The sequence below is a fragment of the Amycolatopsis sp. A133 genome (genome assembly GCF_031082405.1).
In the GTDB taxonomy this organism is placed as follows: domain Bacteria; phylum Actinomycetota; class Actinomycetes; order Mycobacteriales; family Pseudonocardiaceae; genus Amycolatopsis.
This window is the reverse complement of the sequence record NZ_JAVHJU010000024.1, coordinates 45,491-65,154: the sequence shown is the minus strand read 5'-3', so window position 1 is coordinate 65,154 and position 19,664 is coordinate 45,491. Positions and strand designations below refer to the sequence as shown.

Genomic DNA, 19,664 nt, shown 5'->3' with positions numbered 1-19,664 from the left:
CTGCCCCCCGCCTCGTGAGTGGTAAGGCGGGTTCTAACCCGCCTTACCACTCACGACCCGGTCAGCGCTTGAGTGCGGCTCGTTCGCTCACGTCGACCGCGCGGCCCAGCAGGCCGACCACCGGGATCTGCTTGCCGGCCAGGAGGAACCCGGCCGTCGCCAGGACCACCCACGGCACCGGGCCGCCCGCGATGCCGTCCGACAGCGGCGCGAACCCGTGCGCCGCCAAGCCGAGCAGGCCACCCGAGACCAGCAGCCCGGCGGCGACCAGCTGCGGCACCTTCGCCGTCACCACCGCGGTGTCGCGCTGCATCTCGAAGTGGGCGAACAGCCGCAGCAGGCCGAGCAGCACCATCCCGCACGCCGCGAACCACGCGGGCGCCATGACCAGCCAGAACACCGTGCCCGGGGCCGGCGTCTCGTAGCCGAGGCCGTAGACGGTCACCCCCGCCACGACGATCAGCGCCGGCATGTGCCAGAGGTAGACGCTCATGAACCGGGCACCGAGCCAGCCGAGGGCGGCGCCGACGCCGGGACGGGCCGCGAGCGCGTTGAGCTGCGGGCGGAAGGCGAGCAGCAGGCCGACCTGACCGACGGCGAGGAAGGCGAGCAGCACGGTCGGCGGGCTCATGTTCGACACCGGCGCGCCCGGCATGCCGATCATGCTGGCCGGGTACGGCCCGAACGCGACCATCAGCGCGGTGACGCCGAAGCCGCCCGCCGACAGCGCCAGCGCCCCGCGGCGCGTCAGCGCACCGAGGCGGCCTTCGACGTAGTGGAAGCCGAGCTGGTGCACCGCGACCCAGACGAAGATCGCGTTGGCGTACCCGATGTGGCCGAAGTCGTTGAAGCGGGCGACGTCGACGAGGAGGCCCGCGGCGCCCATGACCAGCGGCACCTTCAGGCCCCAGCGGCGGTGCGCGGCGACCATCAGGGGCGTCAGGAGCACGACCAGGACGTACACCGCGAGGAACCACAGCAGCTGCGCGGCGACGGCGCTGCCGACCTGCAACGGCTGCGGCGGGACACCCAGGCCGCGCAGGAAGTCGGGCGCGACCAGCCAGACCGCCAGCAGCGGCAGCACCGGCACCATCAGGCGCTTGATGCGCCCGGCGAGCCACTGCTGCGTCGACCCGGCGCGGCGGAAGGAGATCAGGTTGGCCGCGCCGCCGGCGAAGAAGACCAAGGGCATCACTTGCGACGCCCAGGTCACGACCCACCAGCCGGGCGTCGCGAGGGCGTTGCCGGTCGCGAGGTGCCCGTCGGAGTAGGACAGCACCGGCATGATCCAGTGCTGGGCGATGATGGCGAGGATGGCCCCCGCCCGGACGACGTCGAGGAACCTGTCCCGGCCCGCTGTCTGCATGGAGCTCAGCCTGGCCGTTTCGACCTGGGATGACAGCGGTGCTGACCGGCCTGTTCGAGGTGCTGTTCACCCCCGGTGGATACGGGGGTTCTCCCTACTACCGCAGGCCGTCCGGTTCGGGTTCGTGCTGCGTGGCGGCGAGGCGGTACTCCCAGCCGTGCTCGGTGAGGCCGAGTTCGTAGCGGGTCTCGATCTTCGGGCCACCGTGCAGGTGGATGTGCCGGATGACGGTGCCGGGCACGGGCTCGGCATCCCCGAGCTCCTGGACGCGGCCGTCGAGCGGGCCGCCGAAGAAGCGGACGCAGCGGGTCTCGTCGGACATCTGCGCGCTCCTCTCGGCGGGTCCGCTCATGGTAGGTGAGCGATCACGGGGGTGCCGCCCGCGGAACGGGTGACCCGTTGTCCACCCTACGGGACTTCTGGTCACTGTCCGTTGCTCAGCGGCCCAGATAGGTCAGCACCGCGCGGACGCGGCGGTGTTCCTCCGCGCTCGCCTCGAGGCCGAGCTTCGAGAAGATGTTGCCGATGTGCTTCTCCACCGCGCCGTGCGAAACCACCAGCGAGTTCGCGATCGCCGTGTTCGACAGGCCCTGGGCCATCAACCCCAGGACTTCGGACTCTCGGGCCGTCAGCGCGTCCAAGGGGTTGCGGCGGCCGCGGGCCATCAGCTGGGCGATCACGTCCGGGTCGATCGCCGTGCCGCCCGCCGCTACCCGGCGGACCGCGTCCAGGAAGTCCGCGACGTCGGCCACGCGCTCCTTCAGCAGGTAGCCGACTCCGCCGGCGCCGCCCGAGAGCAGCTCCACCGCGTAGGACTCCTCGACGTACTGCGACAGCACCAGCACCGGCAACCCCGGGACCTCCTTGCGCGCCGCCAGCGCCGCGCGCAGGCCCTCGTCGGTGAACGTCGGCGGCATGCGGACGTCGACGATCGCCAGGTCAGGGCGATGTTCCTGGACCGCGCCGAGGAGGTCGTCGCCGTTGTCGACGGCCGCGGCCGTCTCGATGCCCTCGTCGGCCAGCAGGCGGGTCATCCCGGCCCGCAGCAGCACGGCGTCTTCGGCGATGACTACCCGCATCCGGCCCCCAAGCTCGTGGATGAACGGGGTCCAGCCTATTCACCACTGGCAGGGGAGGTCCGCCCGGATCACGGTCGGCCCGCCCACGGGGCTGACCACGGTGATCACGCCGTCGATCGTCGCGGCCCGGTCGGCCAGGCCGGCCAGCCCACCGCCCGGGCGCACTTCCGCGCCGCCGTGACCGTTGTCGATGATCTCGACGACCACGTGGTCGTCGGTCCGCCACACCTTCACGCCCGCTTCGGTCGCTCCGGAGTGCTTCGCGATGTTCGTCAGCGTCTCGCCGACGATGAAGTACGCCGTCGTCTCCACCGCCGCCGGCGGCCGCGGGTCGACGTCCACCGAGACGTCCACCGGAATCGGCGACTTCGCCGCCTGCGCCGACAGCGCCGCGTCCAGCCCCCGGTCGCCGAGCACGGCCGGGTAGATGCCGCGCGCCAGGTCCCGCAGCTCCGACACCGCCAGCTTCGCGTCCGAATGCGCCTCGTCGATCAGCTCGCGCACCGCCTGCGGATCCTGGTCGAACTTCGACTTCGCGCGCCCGAGGCTCATCGCGACGGCCACCAGCCGCTGCTGCGCGCCGTCGTGCAGGTCACGCTCGATGCGACGGCGTTCGGCTTCGGCCGCGTCGACCCCGCGGGCCCGGGACGCCTGCAGCCGCTCGGCCTTCTGCTCCAGCCGCTTCGTGCGGTCCTGACCGAGCAGCGCCAGCGCCAGTTCGCCGTGCAGGTAGCCCAGCCACGGCGTCACCCAGATCGCCATGGGCAGCAGCACGATCGACGCCAGCGCGATCACGAGCTCCGCGCACGCCAGCGGGAACGCCGCCATCAGGTAGGCCAGGTCCCGCCACGTCGTCGGGTCGCTCAGCCGGGTGACCCACCGCCGCAGCAGCGTCAGCCCCTCGAGCGGGCGGCGCTGCACCGGCGGCAGCGGCACGCTCAGCATCCTGCCCGCCCAGCTGCGCTCGACGTCGCCCGACCAGCGGACGAAGCTCGTCGTCGCCAGCAGGATCGGGAACCCGACCCAGATCACCGCCGTGGACACCCCCACCGCGATGCCGACCACGATCAGCACGAACTGCAGGAGCCGGATAACGAAGCTGACGATCATGTACACGATCGTGCGAGCCGGGTGCGGCCGCGGGTGTTCCAGCTGTTGCGCGTCGCTCATCCCGCCACCAGGTTCTTTTCTTCCGCGTCTTCCCACCAGCGCTCCATCCGGCGGCGCTGCGCCACCGTCGGCCCCAGCAGCGCGCCGGCCAGCCGGGCGTGCGTGCCCGCCAGTGCCTTGGTCAGCGCCACCGACAACGCGACGAACAACACCCCCAGCGCCGCCCACGGTAGCGCTTCCACCGTCGAGTCCACGGTCAGCCACGGCACCTCCCAAGCCGGGAAGTGGTACTCGCCGCCCGGCAGCCACCGGAAGTAGACCGGCAGCCCCACGAGCGCCAGGCTCGTCGCCCAGAACGTCGTCACCAGCACGAACTCGACCAGCCCCACCGGGAACAGGAGCGCGAAGTAGGCCAGGTCCCGCCAGGTCGACGGGTCCTTCAGCCGCGCCTTCCACCGCGTTACCTGCTTGCCCGCCGGCAGCGGCAGGTACGGAAGATCGATGTACCGGTCCAGCAGCGCGTAGACCCGCGCCCGCTCCACCCGCGCCGCCCCCCGCACGGCCAGCACCACCAGCGCGAGCAAACCCACCCCCACCCACACCACCGCGGTCCCCACCCCGGCCGAGACGAACGCCGTCAAGAACCCGAACGCCAGCACCCCCAGCGGCAGGTTCATCAGCAAGAACACCACCGAACCACCGAACGGCGGATCCCGCCTCTCGCTCACCATGACCGCGCTCCCTTCATCGGACACCAGCATCGCGCCTGCAAGCCGCGGCCGACATGGTGCGAGCGGGCATCCCGGCGGTAGGGCTGACCCCACCCCACCCGGAGCAAAGGAGTGGCGGAGGGCGTTATGATGAACAGGTTGTGATCCCGACAAGGGGGTGAACGGTTTCGACTTTGGACGTTGATTCAGGGGAAGCGTGCCGGTGCAGGCGAGAGACCACCGTAAGCGTCATCGCAAACCAATAAGCGCCGACTCCAGTCAGCGCGAGTTCGCCCTCGCCGCCTGAGCGAGTGCGACTCTGTCGGCCCGGGTTCGCCTCCGACCCGGGTACCGGCATCAGCTAGGAGGCTCAGCGGCTGTCCCGGCCACGGGGAACAGCCGCGAAGCAAACAGTGGCTGGGCTCGTCACCTCAGCTTGTTCGCGTGATTGAGGGAGCCAAGTAGAGACGTAGCGGACTGCGCACGGAGAAGCCCTGTCGAGACGCCAGAGGACCCGGGTTCAATTCCCGGCACCTCCACTTCGAGAAGGCCCACGCCCCTTCGGGGCTGGGCCTTCTCTTCGTTCTCGGGTGCTTTTTGGGGGTCGGACCCCCAAGCCCCCGCCAAGGGGGCTTCGCCCCCCTGGACCCCCCCTGTGTGGGTCGCCTCCCAGCCCGAGGTCGCCTCCCGTGTGGGTCACCTCCCAGTCCGGGTTCGCCCTGTGTGGGTCGCCTCCCAGCCCAAGCTCGCCTCCCGTGTGGCCCACCTCCCAGCCCGGGTTCGCCTCCTGTGTGGGTCACCTCCCAGCTTGGGTTCGTCCTGTGTAGGTCACCTGCCGGCCCGAGCTCTCCGTTGCTCTGTGTGGGTCACCTCTTAGTCCGGGTTAGGGCTCTGGCCTGGGGTTGGAGGTTTTTGATCTTGTTGTGGTGGGGGCCACTTGTGGGTGAAATTCGTGTCAATGTCATGATTGGGGTCCGACCATGGCTCCGCACCCGTGGGGTCGGAAGTAGGTGGCCAGATGACCTGGGCCCGACGTAGTGGCAGCTCGCTTGCCAACGATGAAGACAGCCGGATGGGCGTTATCCGGGCTGAAGAGGCGGTGCGGCTGGGCGAACAGAACGATCGCGCCGTCCTCACCGTTGCCGGGCACTCCTCGGACGTCCGCGACTGCACCGAACTGCTCGCGATGCTCGGCCTCGACGCCGGGCGGCGGCAGCGGACCGCCTGACCCCTCACACCAGGTCCGCTACGTGGACCACTTTGTTCCGGCCTGTCGCTTTCGCGTGGTAGAGCGCCGTGTCCGCCGCGTCCAGCAGGCGCTGTAACGACGTGCCCGCTGCCGGGTACACGGCGATACCGATCGAGACCGACAGGCCGGTGATCGACAACTGGCCCGCCGGGACCTGCAACGAGCTGATCGCCCGGCGGATGCGCTCCGCCACGGCGCCGATGTCCGGCTGCGTGATACCCGGCAGCAGGACGACGAACTCTTCGCCGCCGAAGCGGCCCACCGCGTCGCCCCGGCCGCGGACCGCCGAGATGATCGACTGGGCCACCGCCCTCAGCACGGCGTCGCCCGCCAGGTGCCCGTACGTGTCGTTCACCTGCTTGAAGTGGTCCAGGTCCAGCATCAGCAACCCGAACGTGCCCCGCTGACGCGCCGCGGCCGCCAGCGTCCGCTCCGCCAGCACGTGCCAGCCGCTCGTGTTGTACAGCCCCGTCTTCTCGTCGCGGTGAGCCGCCACCTCCAGCTGCTTCACCAGCACCGTCCGGTGCAACAGCAGCAACGGCGGGAACACCAGCACCACCAGACCCGGCAAAATCGCCAGGGCCAGCGCGTTCAACGCCCCCAGGCAGAGCGTCGCCACCTCCAGGCCGTTGTCCGACCACGTACCGAACAAGGCCTCCGGCGTCCGGCCGATTTCCCGGCGCGCCGGCAGCACCAGCAGGGCGTTCACCGCGAAGAACGTCACTCCCGCCGCCGCGATCGCGCACGTCCCGCCCCAGCCGTGGGTCATCGCCGAACGGACGTCGGAGACGCCCGAAACCCGCAGCACCGACTGGGCCGCGAAACACGAGAGCACGATGATCGCCGCGTTGCTGACCGTGCGGGACGCCGGCACCCGCTGCAAGCGGTACCAGCTGCGGACCGCCAAGTGCGCGTACAGGCCGCCGACCAGCACCGCCAGCAGCAGCGGGGGCAGCAGCAGGACCCCGGCGAACGTCCAGACCGACGTCATGTTGATGTGCGGCGTACCCGACACGCGACGGCGGATCCGCTCCACGCGCCGTCCCGTTTCCGACTGCGCCACCCCGAGGACCAGCAGCACCACGAGGATCCCGACCGTGCGGCGGTCCACGGCGATCGGGGACGGGCGCAGCGTCAGCACCACCGCCACCACCTCGCTCAGCAGGCAGTAGACGATCACCCGCGGCCCCTGCCGCCACAGCGCCCAGCGCCGCGGTGCCACGAGGACGTCACGAAAACGCGGCACAGTGCGCGGGATCCCGCTCCCGGTCCGCATACTCATGGTGTCCGGCCGGTGACGGAGCCGGTCCGGCCCGGCGTGGTGAAGGGAGGCGCACCATGTGTGGACGCGACAACTGAGGTCATCGATCCTCCAGCCCGACCCGGCGCCACGCCCTCGCGATCGGCACGGCCACCACGGCACCCGCCGCCCCGGCCGCCGCGATGGTGTGCGCCGGGCTCAGTACGTCGGCCAGCACACCCGCCGCGGCCGCGCCGACCCCCTGCACGGTGATCAGGCCCGCCGAGTTCACCCCGGCGCACTGCGCGCGGTGCTCGTCCGGCACCCGCCGCATGAACGACACCGTGCCCTGGATGTTGTAGCCGGTGGCCAGCAGCCCGGACGCCGCCAGCAGCACCACCGACACCACCAGCCCCGGCCGGAACAGGAACAGCACCAGCGGCAGTCCCGCCGCGATCCCGAGCAGCCCGAGCACCCGCAGCTGGACGCGTTCCGGGACCGCCTTGCCGAACACGAACCCGCCGAGCACGCTGCCCGCCGGGTCGGCCGCCATGAGCAGCCCCACCAGCGTCGCGCCCGCGCCGATCCCGGCCGCGTACGGCGCGGCCAGCGCCTCCGGCACCACGTAGAACCCGGCCAACCAGTTGAGGGCGACCAGCGTCCGCAGCGCCGGGTCGCGCCAGATCAGCCGGATGCCCGCGCCGGTCGTCGACAGCCAGGCGGGCCGGACCGCCTGCGCGATCGCCGCGCGCCGCCGGACGCCGGTGACCAGGAACAACGCCGAGAGCAGGAACGTCGCCGCGTCCAGGGCCAGAGCCGCCGACGGCGCGAGCGCGGCGATCAGCGCGCCGCCCCCGGCGAACCCGGCCAGCTGCGCGGCCTGGATCGTCACGTTCCGCAGGGCCATCCCGACGAGGTACTGCTCGCCTTCCAGGACCGTCGGCAGCAGCGCCTGCTGCGCCGCCTTGAACGGCCCGCCGAGCGCCGTCATCACCGCGACCAGCACGCACAGCACCCACAGCGGGACGCCGGGGATCGCGATGACCGCGACCAGCGCGGCCCGGGCCAGGTCGGCCGCGACCATCACGTCCCGGCGCGGCCACCGATCGCCTGCACCGGCCAGCAGGATGCCGCCGAGCAGGGAAGGCACGTACGTCAAGGCGTAGGTCAGGCCGGTCAACGCGGCCGAGGACGTGCGCTGGAAGACGAGCACGGCGAGCGCGACCCTGGCGAGCTGGTCGCCGCAGATGGACAGCAGCTCCGCGGCCCACATCGCCCGGAACTCGGCGACGGCGAGCACCGCGCCGAAACCCACCCTCGTCACGCGTGCGTCGTCCATCGCTGGCGCCCCTCGATACCGCTGTTCAGCAACGGTAATAACCGAGTGGAGCGGAATCGAGCCGTTCGGTGACAGTTGCCCCGTTCGCACCAGCCCCGGCGCCCGGACGGCCCGCGACGGCCGTCAGCCCGGGTGGCCGCCGATCCGGGTGGTCAGCTCGGCCGCCGTCGCCGCGGCTTCCGCGGCGAGATCCGGCCACGTCTGCGCGCACGGCTCCGCGGCGCAGTGGTGGCGAAGGGTGACGCTGATCGCGGCCAGCGGGCGGGCGCCGTGGTCGAAGACCGGGCAGGCCACCGACGCGAAGCCGTCCGTGACGTGGCCGTCCTCGACCGACCAGCCGAGCCGGCGTTCCGCGGTGAGGGTGCGGCGCAGCTCGGCCAGCGTGCGCGGGCCGCGGCCGGTGCGGAGCACGAACGCCGTCGCCGTGGGGAAGAGCGCGCGGACGTGCGGGGACGGCAGGTGCCGCAGGATCGCCCGGCCGGACGCCGTCAGCTGGGCCGGCAGCCGGACACCGACCTCCGTCACCAGCGTCTCGGGGCGGGCCGGGCGTTCCTTGATCAGGTACAGCGACTCGTTGCCGTGCAGGACGCCCAGGTGGGCGGTGTGCCCGACGCGGTCGACGAGCTTGCGCAGCAACGGCCCGGCCAGGCGCTCCAGGGGGTCGTGGCGCAGGTAGGCCGAGCCCAGTTCGAACGCCGCGATGCCCAGGCCGTAGCGGCGTTCCGCGGGCAGGTGGACGACAAAACCGGCCGCCTCGAGCTCGTTGAGCAGGTGGTAGGCGGTCGAGCGGGGGAGGTTCGCCTCGCGCGCGATCGCCGCCGCGGTCACCGGCCCCGGGCGCGTCGCCAGCAGCCGCAGCACCGCCAGGCCGCGGCGCAGCGCCGGAACCTCGCTGCTGTCGCCCATGGCCCGAGCCTAACGTCTGGGATACCAGACGGAACCACTCGTTGAGGCAGCCCACCAGCGGGAAGGACGTTGTCCAATGAGGCCATGCCGGAAAAAGTGCTCCTGGGCCCGGAACCGCTGACCGCCGCCCAGGTCGTCGACGTCGTCCGCGGCCACGCGCCCGTCGCGCTCACGGACGCCGCCGAGAAGAACCTCGCCGCGACCCGTCAGCACATCGAAAACCTCGCCCACGCCGTCACGCCGACGTACGGCGTCTCGACCGGCTTCGGCGCGCTCGCCACCCGTCACATCCCGGTCGAGAGCCGGACCGCGCTGCAGCGCAGCCTGATCCGCTCGCACGCCGCCGGCGCCGGGCCCGCCGTCGAGCCCGAGGTCGTCCGCGCGCTGATGCTGCTGCGGCTGCGGACCCTCGCCAGCGGCTACACCGGCGTCCGGCCGGGTACCGCGCAAACGCTTGCGGCCCTGCTCAACGCCGACATCACGCCGATCGTCCACGAGTACGGCTCGCTCGGCTGCTCCGGCGACCTCGCCCCCTTGGCCGCCGTCGCGCTGGCGCTCATGGGCGAAGGCGAAGTGCTCCACGCCGGTCACCTGAAGCCCGCCGCGGAGGCGTTGCGGCAGACCGGGATCGAGCCGGTCGTCCTCGCCGAGAAGGAGGGGCTCGCCCTCACCAACGGCACCGACGGCATGCTCGGCATGCTCCTGCTCGCCGCCGCCGACCTGCACCGGCTCTTCGACATCGCGGACCTCACCGCCGCGATGAGCGTCGAAGCCCTGCTCGGCACGGACCGCGCGTTCGCCGCCGACCTCCAGGCCCTGCGCCCGCACCCCGGGCAGGCGACGTCGGCGGCGCGGATGTGGCAGGCGCTGCAGGGCTCGAAGATCGTCGAAAGCCACCGCGGCCCGGACTGCAACCGCGTCCAGGACGCCTATTCGCTGCGCTGCGCCCCGCAGGTCCACGGCGCCGCGCGCGACAGCCTCGCGCACGCCGAACTCGTCGGCGAGCGCGAGCTGATGTCCGCTGTGGACAACCCCGTCGTCCTCGCCGACGGCCGCGTCGAGTCCAACGGCAACTTCCACGGCGCGCCCGTCGCCTACGTGCTGGACTTCCTGGCCATCCCGGTCGCCGACGTCGCCAGCATCGCCGAGCGCCGCACCGACCGGATGCTCGACAAGACCCGCTCACACGGCCTGCCGCCGTTCCTCGCCGACGACCCCGGCGTCGACTCCGGCCACATGATCGCCCAGTACACGCAGGCCGCCGTGGTCAGCGAGCTCAAGCGGCTCGCCGTGCCGGCGTCGGTCGACTCGATTCCGAGCAGCGCCATGCAGGAGGACCACGTCTCGATGGGCTGGTCGGCCGCGCGGAAGCTGCGCAAGGCCGTCGACGGCCTGACCACGGTCCTCGCGATCGAGCTGCTGACGGCGGCCCGTGCGCTGGACTTCCGGGCGCCGCTGGAGCCGTCGCCGGTCACCGGCCGGGTCCGGGACCTGCTCCGCACGAAGGTCGCGGGTCCCGGCCCGGACCGGCACCTGGCACCCGAAATCGCTGCTGCCGAAGAACTCGTCCGCTCCGGCGCCGTCCTCGACGCCGCCCGTCTGGAGGTCTGAGAATGTCCCGCGTAGTCCGTGCCGCCCGCGGCACCCAGCTCACCGCGAAGTCGTGGCAGACCGAGGCCGCGCTGCGGATGTTCCACAACAACCTCGACCCCGACGTCGCCGAGCGGCCCGACGACCTGGTCGTCTACGGCGGCACCGGCAAGGCGGCCCGCAACTGGGCCAGCTTCGACGCGATCACCCGTGAACTGACCACTTTGGACATCGACGAGACGCTGCTGGTGCAGTCGGGCAAGCCGGTCGGCGTGTTTCGCACGCACGAGTGGGCGCCTCGCGTGCTCATCGCGAACTCGAACCTGGTCGGCGACTGGGCGACCTGGCCGGAGTTCCGCCGCCTGGAACAGCAGGGTCTGACCATGTACGGCCAGATGACCGCGGGTTCGTGGATCTACATCGGCACCCAGGGCATCCTCCAGGGCACCTACGAGACGTTCGCCGCCGTCGCGAAGAAGAAGTTCGGCGGTTCACTGAAAGGCACGCTCACCGTCACCGCCGGGCTCGGCGGCATGGGCGGAGCGCAACCCCTCGCCGTCACCATGAACGACGGCGTCGCGCTCGTCATCGAGTGCGACCCGCAGCGCGCGCACCGCCGCGTCGAGACCCGCTACCTCGACGAGGTGGCCGACGACCTCGACGACGCCATCGCCCGCGTCTCGAAGGCGAAGCAGGAGAAGCGGCCGCTGTCCGTGGGCGTCGTCGGCAACGCCGCCGAGGTGCTGCCGGAGCTGCTGCGCCGCGGCGTCGAGGTCGACATCGTCACCGACCAGACGTCCGCGCACGACCCGCTCTCCTACCTCCCGAAGGGCGTCAGCGTCGACGACTGGCACGACTACGCGGCCAAGAAACCCGACGAGTTCACCGACCGCTCGCGCGAGTCGATGGCCGACCACGTCGACGCCATGCTGGGTTTCCTGGACCGCGGAGCGGAGGTCTTCGACTACGGCAACTCCCTGCGCGGCGAGGCCAAGCTCGGCGGCTGCGAGCGCGCGTTCGACTTCCCGGGCTTCGTGCCCGCCTACATCCGCCCGCTGTTCTGCGAGGGCAACGGCCCGTTCCGCTGGGCCGCGCTCTCGGGTGACCCCGAGGACATCGCGGCCACCGACCGCGCGATGCTGGACTTGTTCCCGGAGAACGAATCCCTCGCCCGCTGGATCAAGCTGGCCGGGGAGCGGGTGGCCTTCCAAGGTCTGCCGGCCCGGATCTGCTGGCTCGGCTACGGCGAGCGGCACCTCGCAGGTCTGCGGTTCAACGAGATGGTGGCCAGCGGCGAGCTGAAGGCGCCGGTCGTCATCGGCCGTGACCACCTCGACTCCGGCAGCGTGGCCTCGCCGTACCGCGAAACCGAAGGCATGGCCGACGGCTCCGACGCGATCGCCGACTGGCCGCTGCTCAACGCCCTGGTCAACACGTCCTCGGGCGCCAGCTGGGTGTCCATCCACCACGGCGGCGGCGTCGGCATGGGCCGGTCCATCCACGCGGGTCAGGTCAGCGTGGCCGACGGGACGCTGCTGGCCGCGCAGAAGCTGGAGCGGGTGCTCACCAACGATCCGGGCATGGGCGTCATCCGGCACGTCGACGCGGGCTACGACCGTGCGGCCGACGTCGCCGGCGAGCGTGGCGTGCGGGTGCCGATGCGGGAGGCCGAGTGAGCGCCTCGGGGCTCTTGGCCGAGATCGACGACGTCGGGCGCGACCCGAAGCGCGGCGGCTATTCGCGGCACGCCTTCGACGCGCCCGAGCACGACCTGCGCGAGTGGTTCGTCGAGCGCGCGCTGGGGCTCGGGCTCGACGTCGAGACCGACCGCAACGGCAACGTCTGGGCGTGGTGGGGGCCGCCGGGCCGCAACGCCGTGGTCACCGGCAGCCACCTCGACTCGGTGCCGGGCGGCGGCGCGTTCGACGGCCCGCTGGGAGTGGTGAGCGCGCTGGCCGCCGTCGAAGCACTGCAGGCCAAGGGATTCCGGCCACGCCGTCCGCTCGCCGTTGTCGTATTCGCCGAGGAGGAGGGCGGCCGCTTCGGCGTTCCCTGCCTGGGCTCGCGGCTGCTCACCGGCACCATCGACCCCGACAAGGCGCGGGGCCTGCGGGACGCCGACGGCGTGACGTTCGCCGAAGCGGCCGGGAAGGCGGGTGTCGACCCGGCGCGGATGGGGCCGGACGCCGAGCGGCTCGGCCGGATCGGGCAGTTCCTCGAACTGCACGTCGAGCAGGGCCGCGGGCTGATCGACCTCGGTGCACCGGTGGCCGTCGGCAGCACGGTGATCGCCCACGGCCGGTGGCGGTTTTCCTTCGCGGGCCAGGGGAACCACGCCGGGGCGACGCTGCTCGCCGACCGCGCGGACCCGATGCTGCCCGCCGCCGCGACGGTCACGGCCGTCCGGCGGCTGGCCGCGAAGGTCCCGGACGCGCGGGCGACCGTCGGACGGCTCGTGCCGACCCCCGGCGGGACCAACGTCATCGCATCCACTGTGGACCTCTGGCTGGACGCGCGGGTGCCCGGCGCCGGCACACCGGGACTGGTCGCCGAGATCAGCCGGGCCGCCTCGGAGGCGGCGCAGGAGGAGGGCTGCCGGGTGACCGTGACGCGGGAGTCCTATTCGGACGACGTCGTGTTCGACGACGTCCTGCGCCGCGAGCTGGGCGGCTGGCTCGGCGGTCCGCCGGAGCTGCCGACGGGCGCCGGTCACGACGCGGCGATCCTCGCCGGGTTCGTCCCGGCCGGGATGCTGTACGTGCGCAACCCGACCGGGATCAGCCACTCGCCGGAGGAGTTCGCCGAGGCCGAAGACGTCGAAGCCGGCGCATCGGCGCTGGCCACGGTGCTGGAGCGGCTGGCGCGATGACTTTCGGCCCGCGGGGGCGCCCCCCGTTTCCAGCCTATCGCTCGGCACCGACAGTTTTCTGGTGCCAACAGGCCTGGCTGCCCGATGGGATCGCGTCTTCGGTGCGCATCGATGTCGCGGACGGGCGGATCACCGCCGTGACACCTGGCTCGCCGCGAACCGGCGTCGTGCTCGGCGGCCTGACTCTGCCGGGCTTCGCGAACGGGCATTCGCACGCCTTCCACCGGGCGCTGCGGGGACGGACGCACCACGAACGCGGCACGTTCTGGACGTGGCGCGAGCGGATGTACGCGCTGGCGTCCCGGCTCGATCCCGATTCGTACTACCGGCTGGCCCGCGGCGTGTACGCCGAGATGGTCCTGGGCGGCTACACCAGCGTCGGGGAGTTCCACTACCTGCACCACGCGTCCGGCGGGAAGGCCTACGCCGACCCGAACGCGATGGGCGCGGCACTGCGGCAGGCCGCGGCCGACGCCGGGATCCGGCTGACGCTGCTCGACACGTGCTACCTGGCGGGCGGGATCGGCGTCGAGCCCGACGAGGTCCAGCGGCGGTTCTCCGACGGCTCGGCGTCGGCGTGGGCGACGCGGGTGGCCGGGCTGGCGGAAGGCGAGCTGTTCCGGGTCGGCGCCGCGATCCATTCGGTGCGGGCGGTCCCGGCGGCCGAGTTGTCCCTTGTGGACAGCAAGCGGGTCGTGCACGTCCACCTTTCCGAGCAGCGCGCGGAGAACGAGCAGTGCCTGGCCGCCTACGGCCGTACCCCCACCGAGCTGCTGGCCGACCGCGGGGTGCTGACCGAGCGCCTGGTCGCCGTGCACGCCACGCACTTGACGGCGTCGGACATCGACCGGCTGAGCGGAGCGCGGGCGTGCTTCTGCCCGACGACCGAACGCGACCTCGGCGACGGCATCGGCCCGGCTCGTGCGCTGCGTGACGCCGGGGTGCGGCTGAGCATCGGCAGTGACAGCAACGCCGTCGTCGACGCGTTCGAAGAGACCCGCGCGCTGGAGCTGGACGACCGGCTGGCCAGCGAGGAACGGGGCCGGTTCAGCGCCGAGGAGCTCCTCGAAGCGGGCACCGATCACGCGGCGATCGGGTGGGACGAGGTCGGCGCGCTCGCCGTGGGGGCGGGCGCGGACCTCGTCACCGTGACCCTGGATTCGGTGCGGACGGCCGGGATCGAGCCCTCGGGGGTCCTGTTCGCGGCGTCCGGCGCGGACGTCCGGCACGTTGTCGTCGCCGGCCGCGAGGTCGTGCGGGACGGCGTGCACCTGCTCATCGACCGACCGGAAACCCTGCTGGCAAAGGAGATCGAGGCACTGTGGCGGTCCTGATCACGGGTATCGGCGAACTCACCACCAACGACCCCGGGCTGGGCCGGCTGACCGACGCGGCTTTGGTGCTGGACGGCTCGCGCGTCGCCTGGGTGGGCGCCGCGGCCCAAGCGCCGGACGCCGACGAGCGCGTCGACGTCGAGGGCCGCGCGGTGCTGCCGGGCTGGGTCGACAGCCACACGCACCTCGTCTTCGCCGGCGATCGCACCGCCGAGTTCGAGGCGCGGATGGCCGGAAAGCCGTACACGGCAGGCGGTATCGCGATCACTGTCGGGGCGACGCGGGAGGCGTCCGACGAGCAGCTGGCGGCGAACCTGCGCCGGCACGTCGACGAGGCGGCCCGGCAGGGGACGACCTGCCTGGAGACCAAAACCGGCTACGGGCTCACGGTGGCCGACGAAGCCCGGAGCGCCCGGATCGCCGGGGAGGTGGCCGACGAGGTCACGTTCCTCGGCGCGCACCTCGTGCCGCCCGGCGCCGACGCCGAGTCCTATGTGGACCTTGTGTGCGGCGAAATGCTCGACGCCGTCGCGGGCAGCGTGCGCTGGGCCGACGTCTTCTGCGAGACCGGCGCCTTCGACGAGGCCCAGTCGGCGCGGGTGCTGAAGGCCGCCGCCGGGCGTGGTCTCGGCCTGCGCGTGCACGGCAACCAGCTCGGCGAAGGCCCCGGCGTGCGGCTGGCCGTCGAGCTCGGCGCGGCGAGCGTCGACCATTGCACCTACCTTGCGGACGCCGACGTCGAAGCGCTGGCCGCCTCCGAGACGGTCGCGACTTTGCTGCCCGCGTGCGACTTGTCGACCCGCCAGCCCCTGGCCCCGGCGCGCCGGCTGCTCGACGCGGGCGCGACCGTGGCGCTGGCCAGCAACGCCAACCCGGGCAGCTCGTACACGACGTCGATGGCGTTCTGCGTCGCGACGGCGGTGCTGCAGATGCGCATGACCGTCGAGGAGGCGGTCTGGGCCGCGACGGCCGGTGGGGCGAAGGCGCTGCGGCGTGCCGATGTCGGCGTGCTGCGGCCCGGCGCGCGGGCGGACGTCCACGTGCTCGACGCGCCTTCGGTGACGCACCTGGCTTACCGGCCGGGCGTGCCGCTGACGAACATGGTGTGGCGCGCCGGGGAGCGCGTGCGCTAACGTCGGACGCGAGGACGCGCGAAGACACAGTCCGGTATGGGTTAGTCCGGGCCGCTCACGCAGGCTTACCTGTGCGTCCCTTCCTCATCCGTGACGAAGGGACAGCTGTGTCTGTGATCATCATCGGTGCCGGCCTGGGTGGCTTGAGCCTCGCGCACGGCCTGCGCCGTGCCGGAATCCCGTGCCGCGTCTACGAACGCGACGAGTCGGCGGGCGCGCGCAAGCAGGGGTACCGGCTGCACATCAGCGGCGTCGGCGACGCGGCGTTGCGCGAAGTGCTGCGGCCGGAGCTGCACGCACTCTTCCGCGCCACCGCCGGCCGCGCGTTGCCGCACACGAACGTCTATGACCACCAGTTGCGGTTGCGCACGCGATTGGCGGACGAGGGAACCCACCTGAACATCAACCGCTTCACCCTGCGGCAAATCCTGCTGTACGGCCAGGAAGTGGCGTACGGCAAGCAGTTCACGCACTACGAGACCGACACCGGTGGCGTGACCGCGCACTTCGCCGACGGGACGTCGGCGAGGGGCGATCTGCTCGTCGGGGCCGACGGCATCAACTCCGCCGTGCGGCAGCAGTACCTCCCGCACGCTCAGGTCGTCGACGCCGGGCTGGTGCACCTCTACGGCCGGATCCCGCTGACGCCGGAAACGCGCGCGCTGTTCGAGCCGGAGATGTTCGCGGTGTTCTCCATGATGCTCGGGCCGGACCGGACGATGGCCGGCTTCGCGCCCGTCGACTACCCCGAACCGGTCGCCGACGCGTGCGCACGGCTGGTGCCGGACCTGCGGTTGCGCGACGACCGGCCGTACATGACCTGCTCGGTCGGTGCGCGCTGGGAGGTCGTCGGCCACCCCGAGGCCGAGCTCGCCGCGATGGCCCCGGACGACCTGCAGAAGGTTGCGCTCCGCCTGGTCGACGGCTGGCATCCGCTGGCCCCCGCGATGGTCGAGGGCTGGGACGTGCCGTCGACGTTCCCGCAGCCGATCCGCACGAGCATCCCGATCGGGCCGTGGGAGGCGTCCCGGGTGACGCTCGCCGGCGACGCGATCCACGCGATGAGCCCGGCCGGCGGCGCGGGCGCCAACACCGCGTTGCGCGATGGTGCGGCGCTGGCGTCCGCGCTGGCCGGAGCTCCGCTTCTCGAAGCCGTGGGTACCTACGAGGCCGCGATGGTGGGCTACGGCTTCGCGGCCGTGCGGGAATCCGCTGAGAACGGTCGCCGGTACCTCGGGCAGAACCCGCTCACAGCGGCAGGGTGAACGGCGTGCACGTCGGCGCGTAGGAGGAGTCCAGGGCGTGCAAGATCAATCCGGTGACGTTCGGGTCGATCGCCTGGCTCAGGTGGCCGGACGCGTCGGACGGGCAGAAGTCCTGCAGCACGATGTCCGTCGTGCCCGGCTCGCCGAGGATTCCGCTGGTGTACGGCGTCACCACCTCGTCGTACCTGCTCACGATGCTCGTGTACGACGGGCCGGCCACGTGCACACCGCCGCGGGCGAGGTCGTCGAGGAAGGCCGACGGGGCCAGGTACTCGGTGCACGCGCCGCACGCTGTGCGCAGGATCGCGCCCAGCCCGGGCACGGACGTGAGCAGGGCCTTGGCGAGCGCGTCGAGGCCGCCCAGCGTGGTGCCGCGGTAGTTCGCGCCGAAGCCGGCGAAGTGGGCGACCTTGGCCGCGCCGCCGCCGTACTTCAGGTAGTACGCGGGCATCGTGCTGCCCTCGGAGTGCCCGACGATGTCGACCTTCGCCGCTCCGGTGGTGGACCGGACGCGGTCGACGAACCGGCCCAGCTGCGCGGCGCTGTCGCGCATCGACGCGAGCCCGCCGACGCCGGGGCCCAGGAGTCCCGTGCCGTAGGTCAGCGAGAAGACGCAGTAGCCCTGGGCGGCGATCTTCGGCGCGTGGAAGAACCAGTTGACGGTGTCGTTCGCGCCCAGGCCGTGGACGAGCACGACGGGCTGCGGGTGCGCGGCCGAAGGACGGCAGCCCCAGTCGTTCCAGCCGCCGCTCGGGGCGGCTTCGGCCACGGCCGGAGCCGCGACGCCGAGGGTGAGCGCCGCGACCAGCGTGGTCAGGACCCGCTTGGCACCGCCGTTGGTGACCCGCATCCCCTTGCCTCCAGTTACTCGTCAGTACGTTACGCAGATCATGCTCGGTCACATATGGCTGGAGACGACCTGGGAAAACGCTCAGAGTTGGCTGGTGTTCGTTGTGATGGGTGACAACGACGGCTTGCGGACGGCCGTGGCGATCCCGGCCAGGGCGACCAGGCCGCAGAGCCAGGCGAACCAGTCGCCGAAGCGGGCGTACGGGGTCTTTCCGGGTCCGAGCGGGACGTCGGCGACCACCACGGAGACCGGGCGGTCGCCGGTGCGGGTGTCGGCCAGCACGTGTCCCTGGGCGTCGGCCAGCATCGGCGTGCCGCGGGCGGCGCTCCACGCCACCGAGAAGCCGTTCTCGACGCCGCGGATCAGTGCCGTGCGGCTGTGGGCCCAGCCGTCGACGTCTTCGTCGGACGCCGGGATCAGGACCAGGCCCGTGCCGGCTTCGCCGTATTCGCGGCCGGGGTCGGCGAAGTTGACGTCCATGCACACCATGAGCCCGATCCCGGCGAAGCGGGCGAGTTCGGTGCCGGAGGTGATGTTCGGCGAGTCCCCGTTGTGCCACTTGCGGTATTCCACCGGCGTGCCGGACGGTGGGACGGCGAGCGCGGCGTTGAACCGGCCGTCCGGGGTCGTGTCCAGGACGCCGGTGACGACGTCGAGGTTCCGCGTGCGAGCGACTTCGGTGAAGGCCTCGATGAGCCGGGGACGGCTGACCTGGTCCACGGCGAAGGCCGCTTCGGGGAGCACGACGGCTTTCACGCCGTCCGGCAGGCGGCCGATCTGGTCCACATAGGACCGAACGAGCGCCTGGCCGTCCGGGGTGGCGACGTCGACGGCCCAGCGGCTCTGCGCGGGGGCGATCAGCGCTATGCGCGTCGACGGCCCGGTCAGTGACGGGACGCTCGCGAACGCGACCGCACCCAGGACGGCGGCGACGGCGACCAGCCCGATCGTTCGTGACCGGGCGCGGACACCCGGGGCGAGCGCGGCGGCGACGGCGGCCGGGACGAACAGCACGAGGAACTCCACGCCCCAGCCCCCGGTGACGGCGGCGATCCGCACGATCGACGGCCGGTCGGCCTGGGTCGTCATCAAGGTGCCCACGAGGCCGGTCGGGTTGACCAGCGAGACGACGTAGAGCGCGACGGTCCACAACGCCGGTGCGGCGAGCGCGGCCAGGAAGCCGTGGCCGCGGCGGACCAGCAGCCGGAAAAGCAGGGTCGATGCCGCGAACAGCACCGCGCTCCCACCGAGGATCCCGAGCGCGGCGGGCCGCGGGATCGACAGGGAATGCCAGAAGTAGCTCCAGCTGCCGGCACTGCCTGCCAGGTAGGCGGCGAACGCGCAGGCGAACGCGGCCACGCCGGAAACGCGCGGCGCGAGGAGGAGAACCGGTAGCGGTGCCAGCCACGCGAGCTCCGGCAGCGGGTCCAGCCCCGTGCCGAAGAAGAACAACAGAGCCGACGCCACTGTCGCCAGGATCGCTTTCATCGGTGCCCCTTTCGCCCGGATCCGAGGGTTCCAGGCGATGGGCGTCCGCACACTGGGCTGAACCACCCCGGTCTTGGTGGGGTTTTCCTCACCCCGGTTCACGCAGAGTTCAGTAATCCGTCACGCGACAGGGATC

17 protein-coding genes and 1 other RNA gene are annotated in these 19,664 nt (G+C 72.1%); 8 read left to right on the top strand and 10 right to left on the bottom strand.

The features are described 5' to 3' along the window. Nucleotides 1-61 precede the first annotated feature (61 nt). The 5 genes from Q5425_RS18655 to Q5425_RS18635 all read right to left on the bottom strand — a co-directional run bounded on the left by Q5425_RS18655 (nt 62) and on the right by Q5425_RS18635 (nt 4,286). Nucleotides 62-1,366 carry an acyltransferase gene (locus Q5425_RS18655; protein WP_308673528.1) on the bottom strand — a complete coding sequence of 435 codons (1,305 nt, stop codon included), beginning with the start codon at nt 1,364-1,366 and terminating at the stop codon, nt 62-64. A 97-nt stretch (nt 1,367-1,463) separates the two neighbouring features. Then, nucleotides 1,464-1,688, bottom strand: a complete 225-nt coding sequence (locus Q5425_RS18650; RefSeq protein WP_308673527.1) for a hypothetical protein — start codon at nt 1,686-1,688, stop codon at nt 1,464-1,466. 115 nt (nt 1,689-1,803) lie between these two features. Continuing rightward, a complete protein-coding gene (locus tag Q5425_RS18645) occupies nt 1,804-2,445 on the bottom strand; it encodes a response regulator transcription factor (protein ID WP_308673526.1) in 642 nt (213 codons plus the stop codon). Nucleotides 2,446-2,484: 39 nt separating this feature from the next. After that, nucleotides 2,485-3,615 carry a sensor histidine kinase gene (locus tag Q5425_RS18640; protein WP_308673525.1) on the bottom strand — a complete coding sequence of 377 codons (1,131 nt, stop codon included), beginning with the start codon at nt 3,613-3,615 and terminating at the stop codon, nt 2,485-2,487. Next, a complete protein-coding gene (locus tag Q5425_RS18635) occupies nt 3,612-4,286 on the bottom strand; it encodes a sensor domain-containing protein (RefSeq protein ID WP_308673524.1) in 675 nt (224 codons plus the stop codon). The genes Q5425_RS18640 and Q5425_RS18635 overlap by 4 nt, the downstream gene beginning before the upstream one ends. Nucleotides 4,287-4,439: 153 nt before the next feature. On the opposite strand from Q5425_RS18635, the gene ssrA reads away from it, so the two are divergent. Both ssrA and Q5425_RS18625 read left to right on the top strand, forming a co-directional pair. Continuing rightward, nucleotides 4,440-4,807, top strand: a transfer-messenger RNA (tmRNA) gene (gene ssrA, locus Q5425_RS18630). Nucleotides 4,808-5,283: 476 nt separating this feature from the next. Next, the gene (locus tag Q5425_RS18625; RefSeq protein WP_308673523.1) at nt 5,284-5,493 is read left to right on the top strand and encodes a hypothetical protein; all 210 of its coding nucleotides are present in this window, start codon (nt 5,284-5,286) and stop codon (nt 5,491-5,493) included. Nucleotides 5,494-5,497: 4 nt separating this feature from the next. Here the strand turns inward: Q5425_RS18625 and Q5425_RS18620 are convergent, their stop codons facing one another. From Q5425_RS18620 to Q5425_RS18610, 3 genes are all read right to left on the bottom strand, one after another. Then, the gene (locus Q5425_RS18620) at nt 5,498-6,736 is read right to left on the bottom strand and encodes a diguanylate cyclase (RefSeq protein ID WP_396135192.1); all 1,239 of its coding nucleotides are present in this window, start codon (nt 6,734-6,736) and stop codon (nt 5,498-5,500) included. Between the two features lie 139 nt (nt 6,737-6,875). Further along, on the bottom strand, nt 6,876-8,093 hold the full coding sequence (locus Q5425_RS18615) for an MFS transporter (RefSeq protein WP_308673521.1): 1,218 nt from the start codon (nt 8,091-8,093) through the stop codon (nt 6,876-6,878). Nucleotides 8,094-8,216: 123 nt separating this feature from the next. Next, nucleotides 8,217-8,999, bottom strand: coding sequence for an IclR family transcriptional regulator (locus tag Q5425_RS18610; protein ID WP_308673520.1), 783 nt, complete (start codon nt 8,997-8,999; stop codon nt 8,217-8,219). Between the two features lie 84 nt (nt 9,000-9,083). Here Q5425_RS18610 and hutH point away from each other — a divergent pair, with 84 nt between their 5' ends. The 6 genes from hutH to Q5425_RS18580 all read left to right on the top strand — a co-directional run bounded on the left by hutH (nt 9,084) and on the right by Q5425_RS18580 (nt 17,190). After that, the gene (gene hutH, locus Q5425_RS18605; protein ID WP_308673519.1) at nt 9,084-10,610 is read left to right on the top strand and encodes a histidine ammonia-lyase; all 1,527 of its coding nucleotides are present in this window, start codon (nt 9,084-9,086) and stop codon (nt 10,608-10,610) included. 2 nt (nt 10,611-10,612) lie between these two features. Beyond that, a complete protein-coding gene (gene hutU / locus Q5425_RS18600) occupies nt 10,613-12,265 on the top strand; it encodes a urocanate hydratase (protein ID WP_308673518.1) in 1,653 nt (550 codons plus the stop codon). Beyond that, a complete protein-coding gene (locus Q5425_RS18595) occupies nt 12,262-13,458 on the top strand; it encodes an allantoate amidohydrolase (RefSeq protein ID WP_308673517.1) in 1,197 nt (398 codons plus the stop codon). Before hutU ends, Q5425_RS18595 begins: the two co-directional genes overlap by 4 nt. Before the next feature lie 101 nt (nt 13,459-13,559). Then, nucleotides 13,560-14,792 carry a formimidoylglutamate deiminase gene (locus Q5425_RS18590; RefSeq protein ID WP_308673516.1) on the top strand — a complete coding sequence of 411 codons (1,233 nt, stop codon included), beginning with the start codon at nt 13,560-13,562 and terminating at the stop codon, nt 14,790-14,792. Beyond that, on the top strand, nt 14,780-15,925 hold the full coding sequence (hutI, locus tag Q5425_RS18585; RefSeq protein WP_308673515.1) for an imidazolonepropionase: 1,146 nt from the start codon (nt 14,780-14,782) through the stop codon (nt 15,923-15,925). Before Q5425_RS18590 ends, hutI begins: the two co-directional genes overlap by 13 nt. A 107-nt stretch (nt 15,926-16,032) precedes the next feature. Next, nucleotides 16,033-17,190, top strand: coding sequence for an NAD(P)/FAD-dependent oxidoreductase (locus Q5425_RS18580; RefSeq protein ID WP_308673514.1), 1,158 nt, complete (start codon nt 16,033-16,035; stop codon nt 17,188-17,190). On the opposite strand, the gene Q5425_RS18575 is transcribed toward Q5425_RS18580, so the two are convergent. Continuing rightward, on the bottom strand, nt 17,174-18,040 hold the full coding sequence (locus Q5425_RS18575; protein WP_308673513.1) for a lipase: 867 nt from the start codon (nt 18,038-18,040) through the stop codon (nt 17,174-17,176). The genes Q5425_RS18580 and Q5425_RS18575 overlap by 17 nt on opposite strands. An 81-nt stretch (nt 18,041-18,121) precedes the next feature. Continuing rightward, nucleotides 18,122-19,528, bottom strand: coding sequence for an acyltransferase (locus tag Q5425_RS18570; RefSeq protein ID WP_308673512.1), 1,407 nt, complete (start codon nt 19,526-19,528; stop codon nt 18,122-18,124). Nucleotides 19,529-19,664 lie beyond the last annotated feature (136 nt).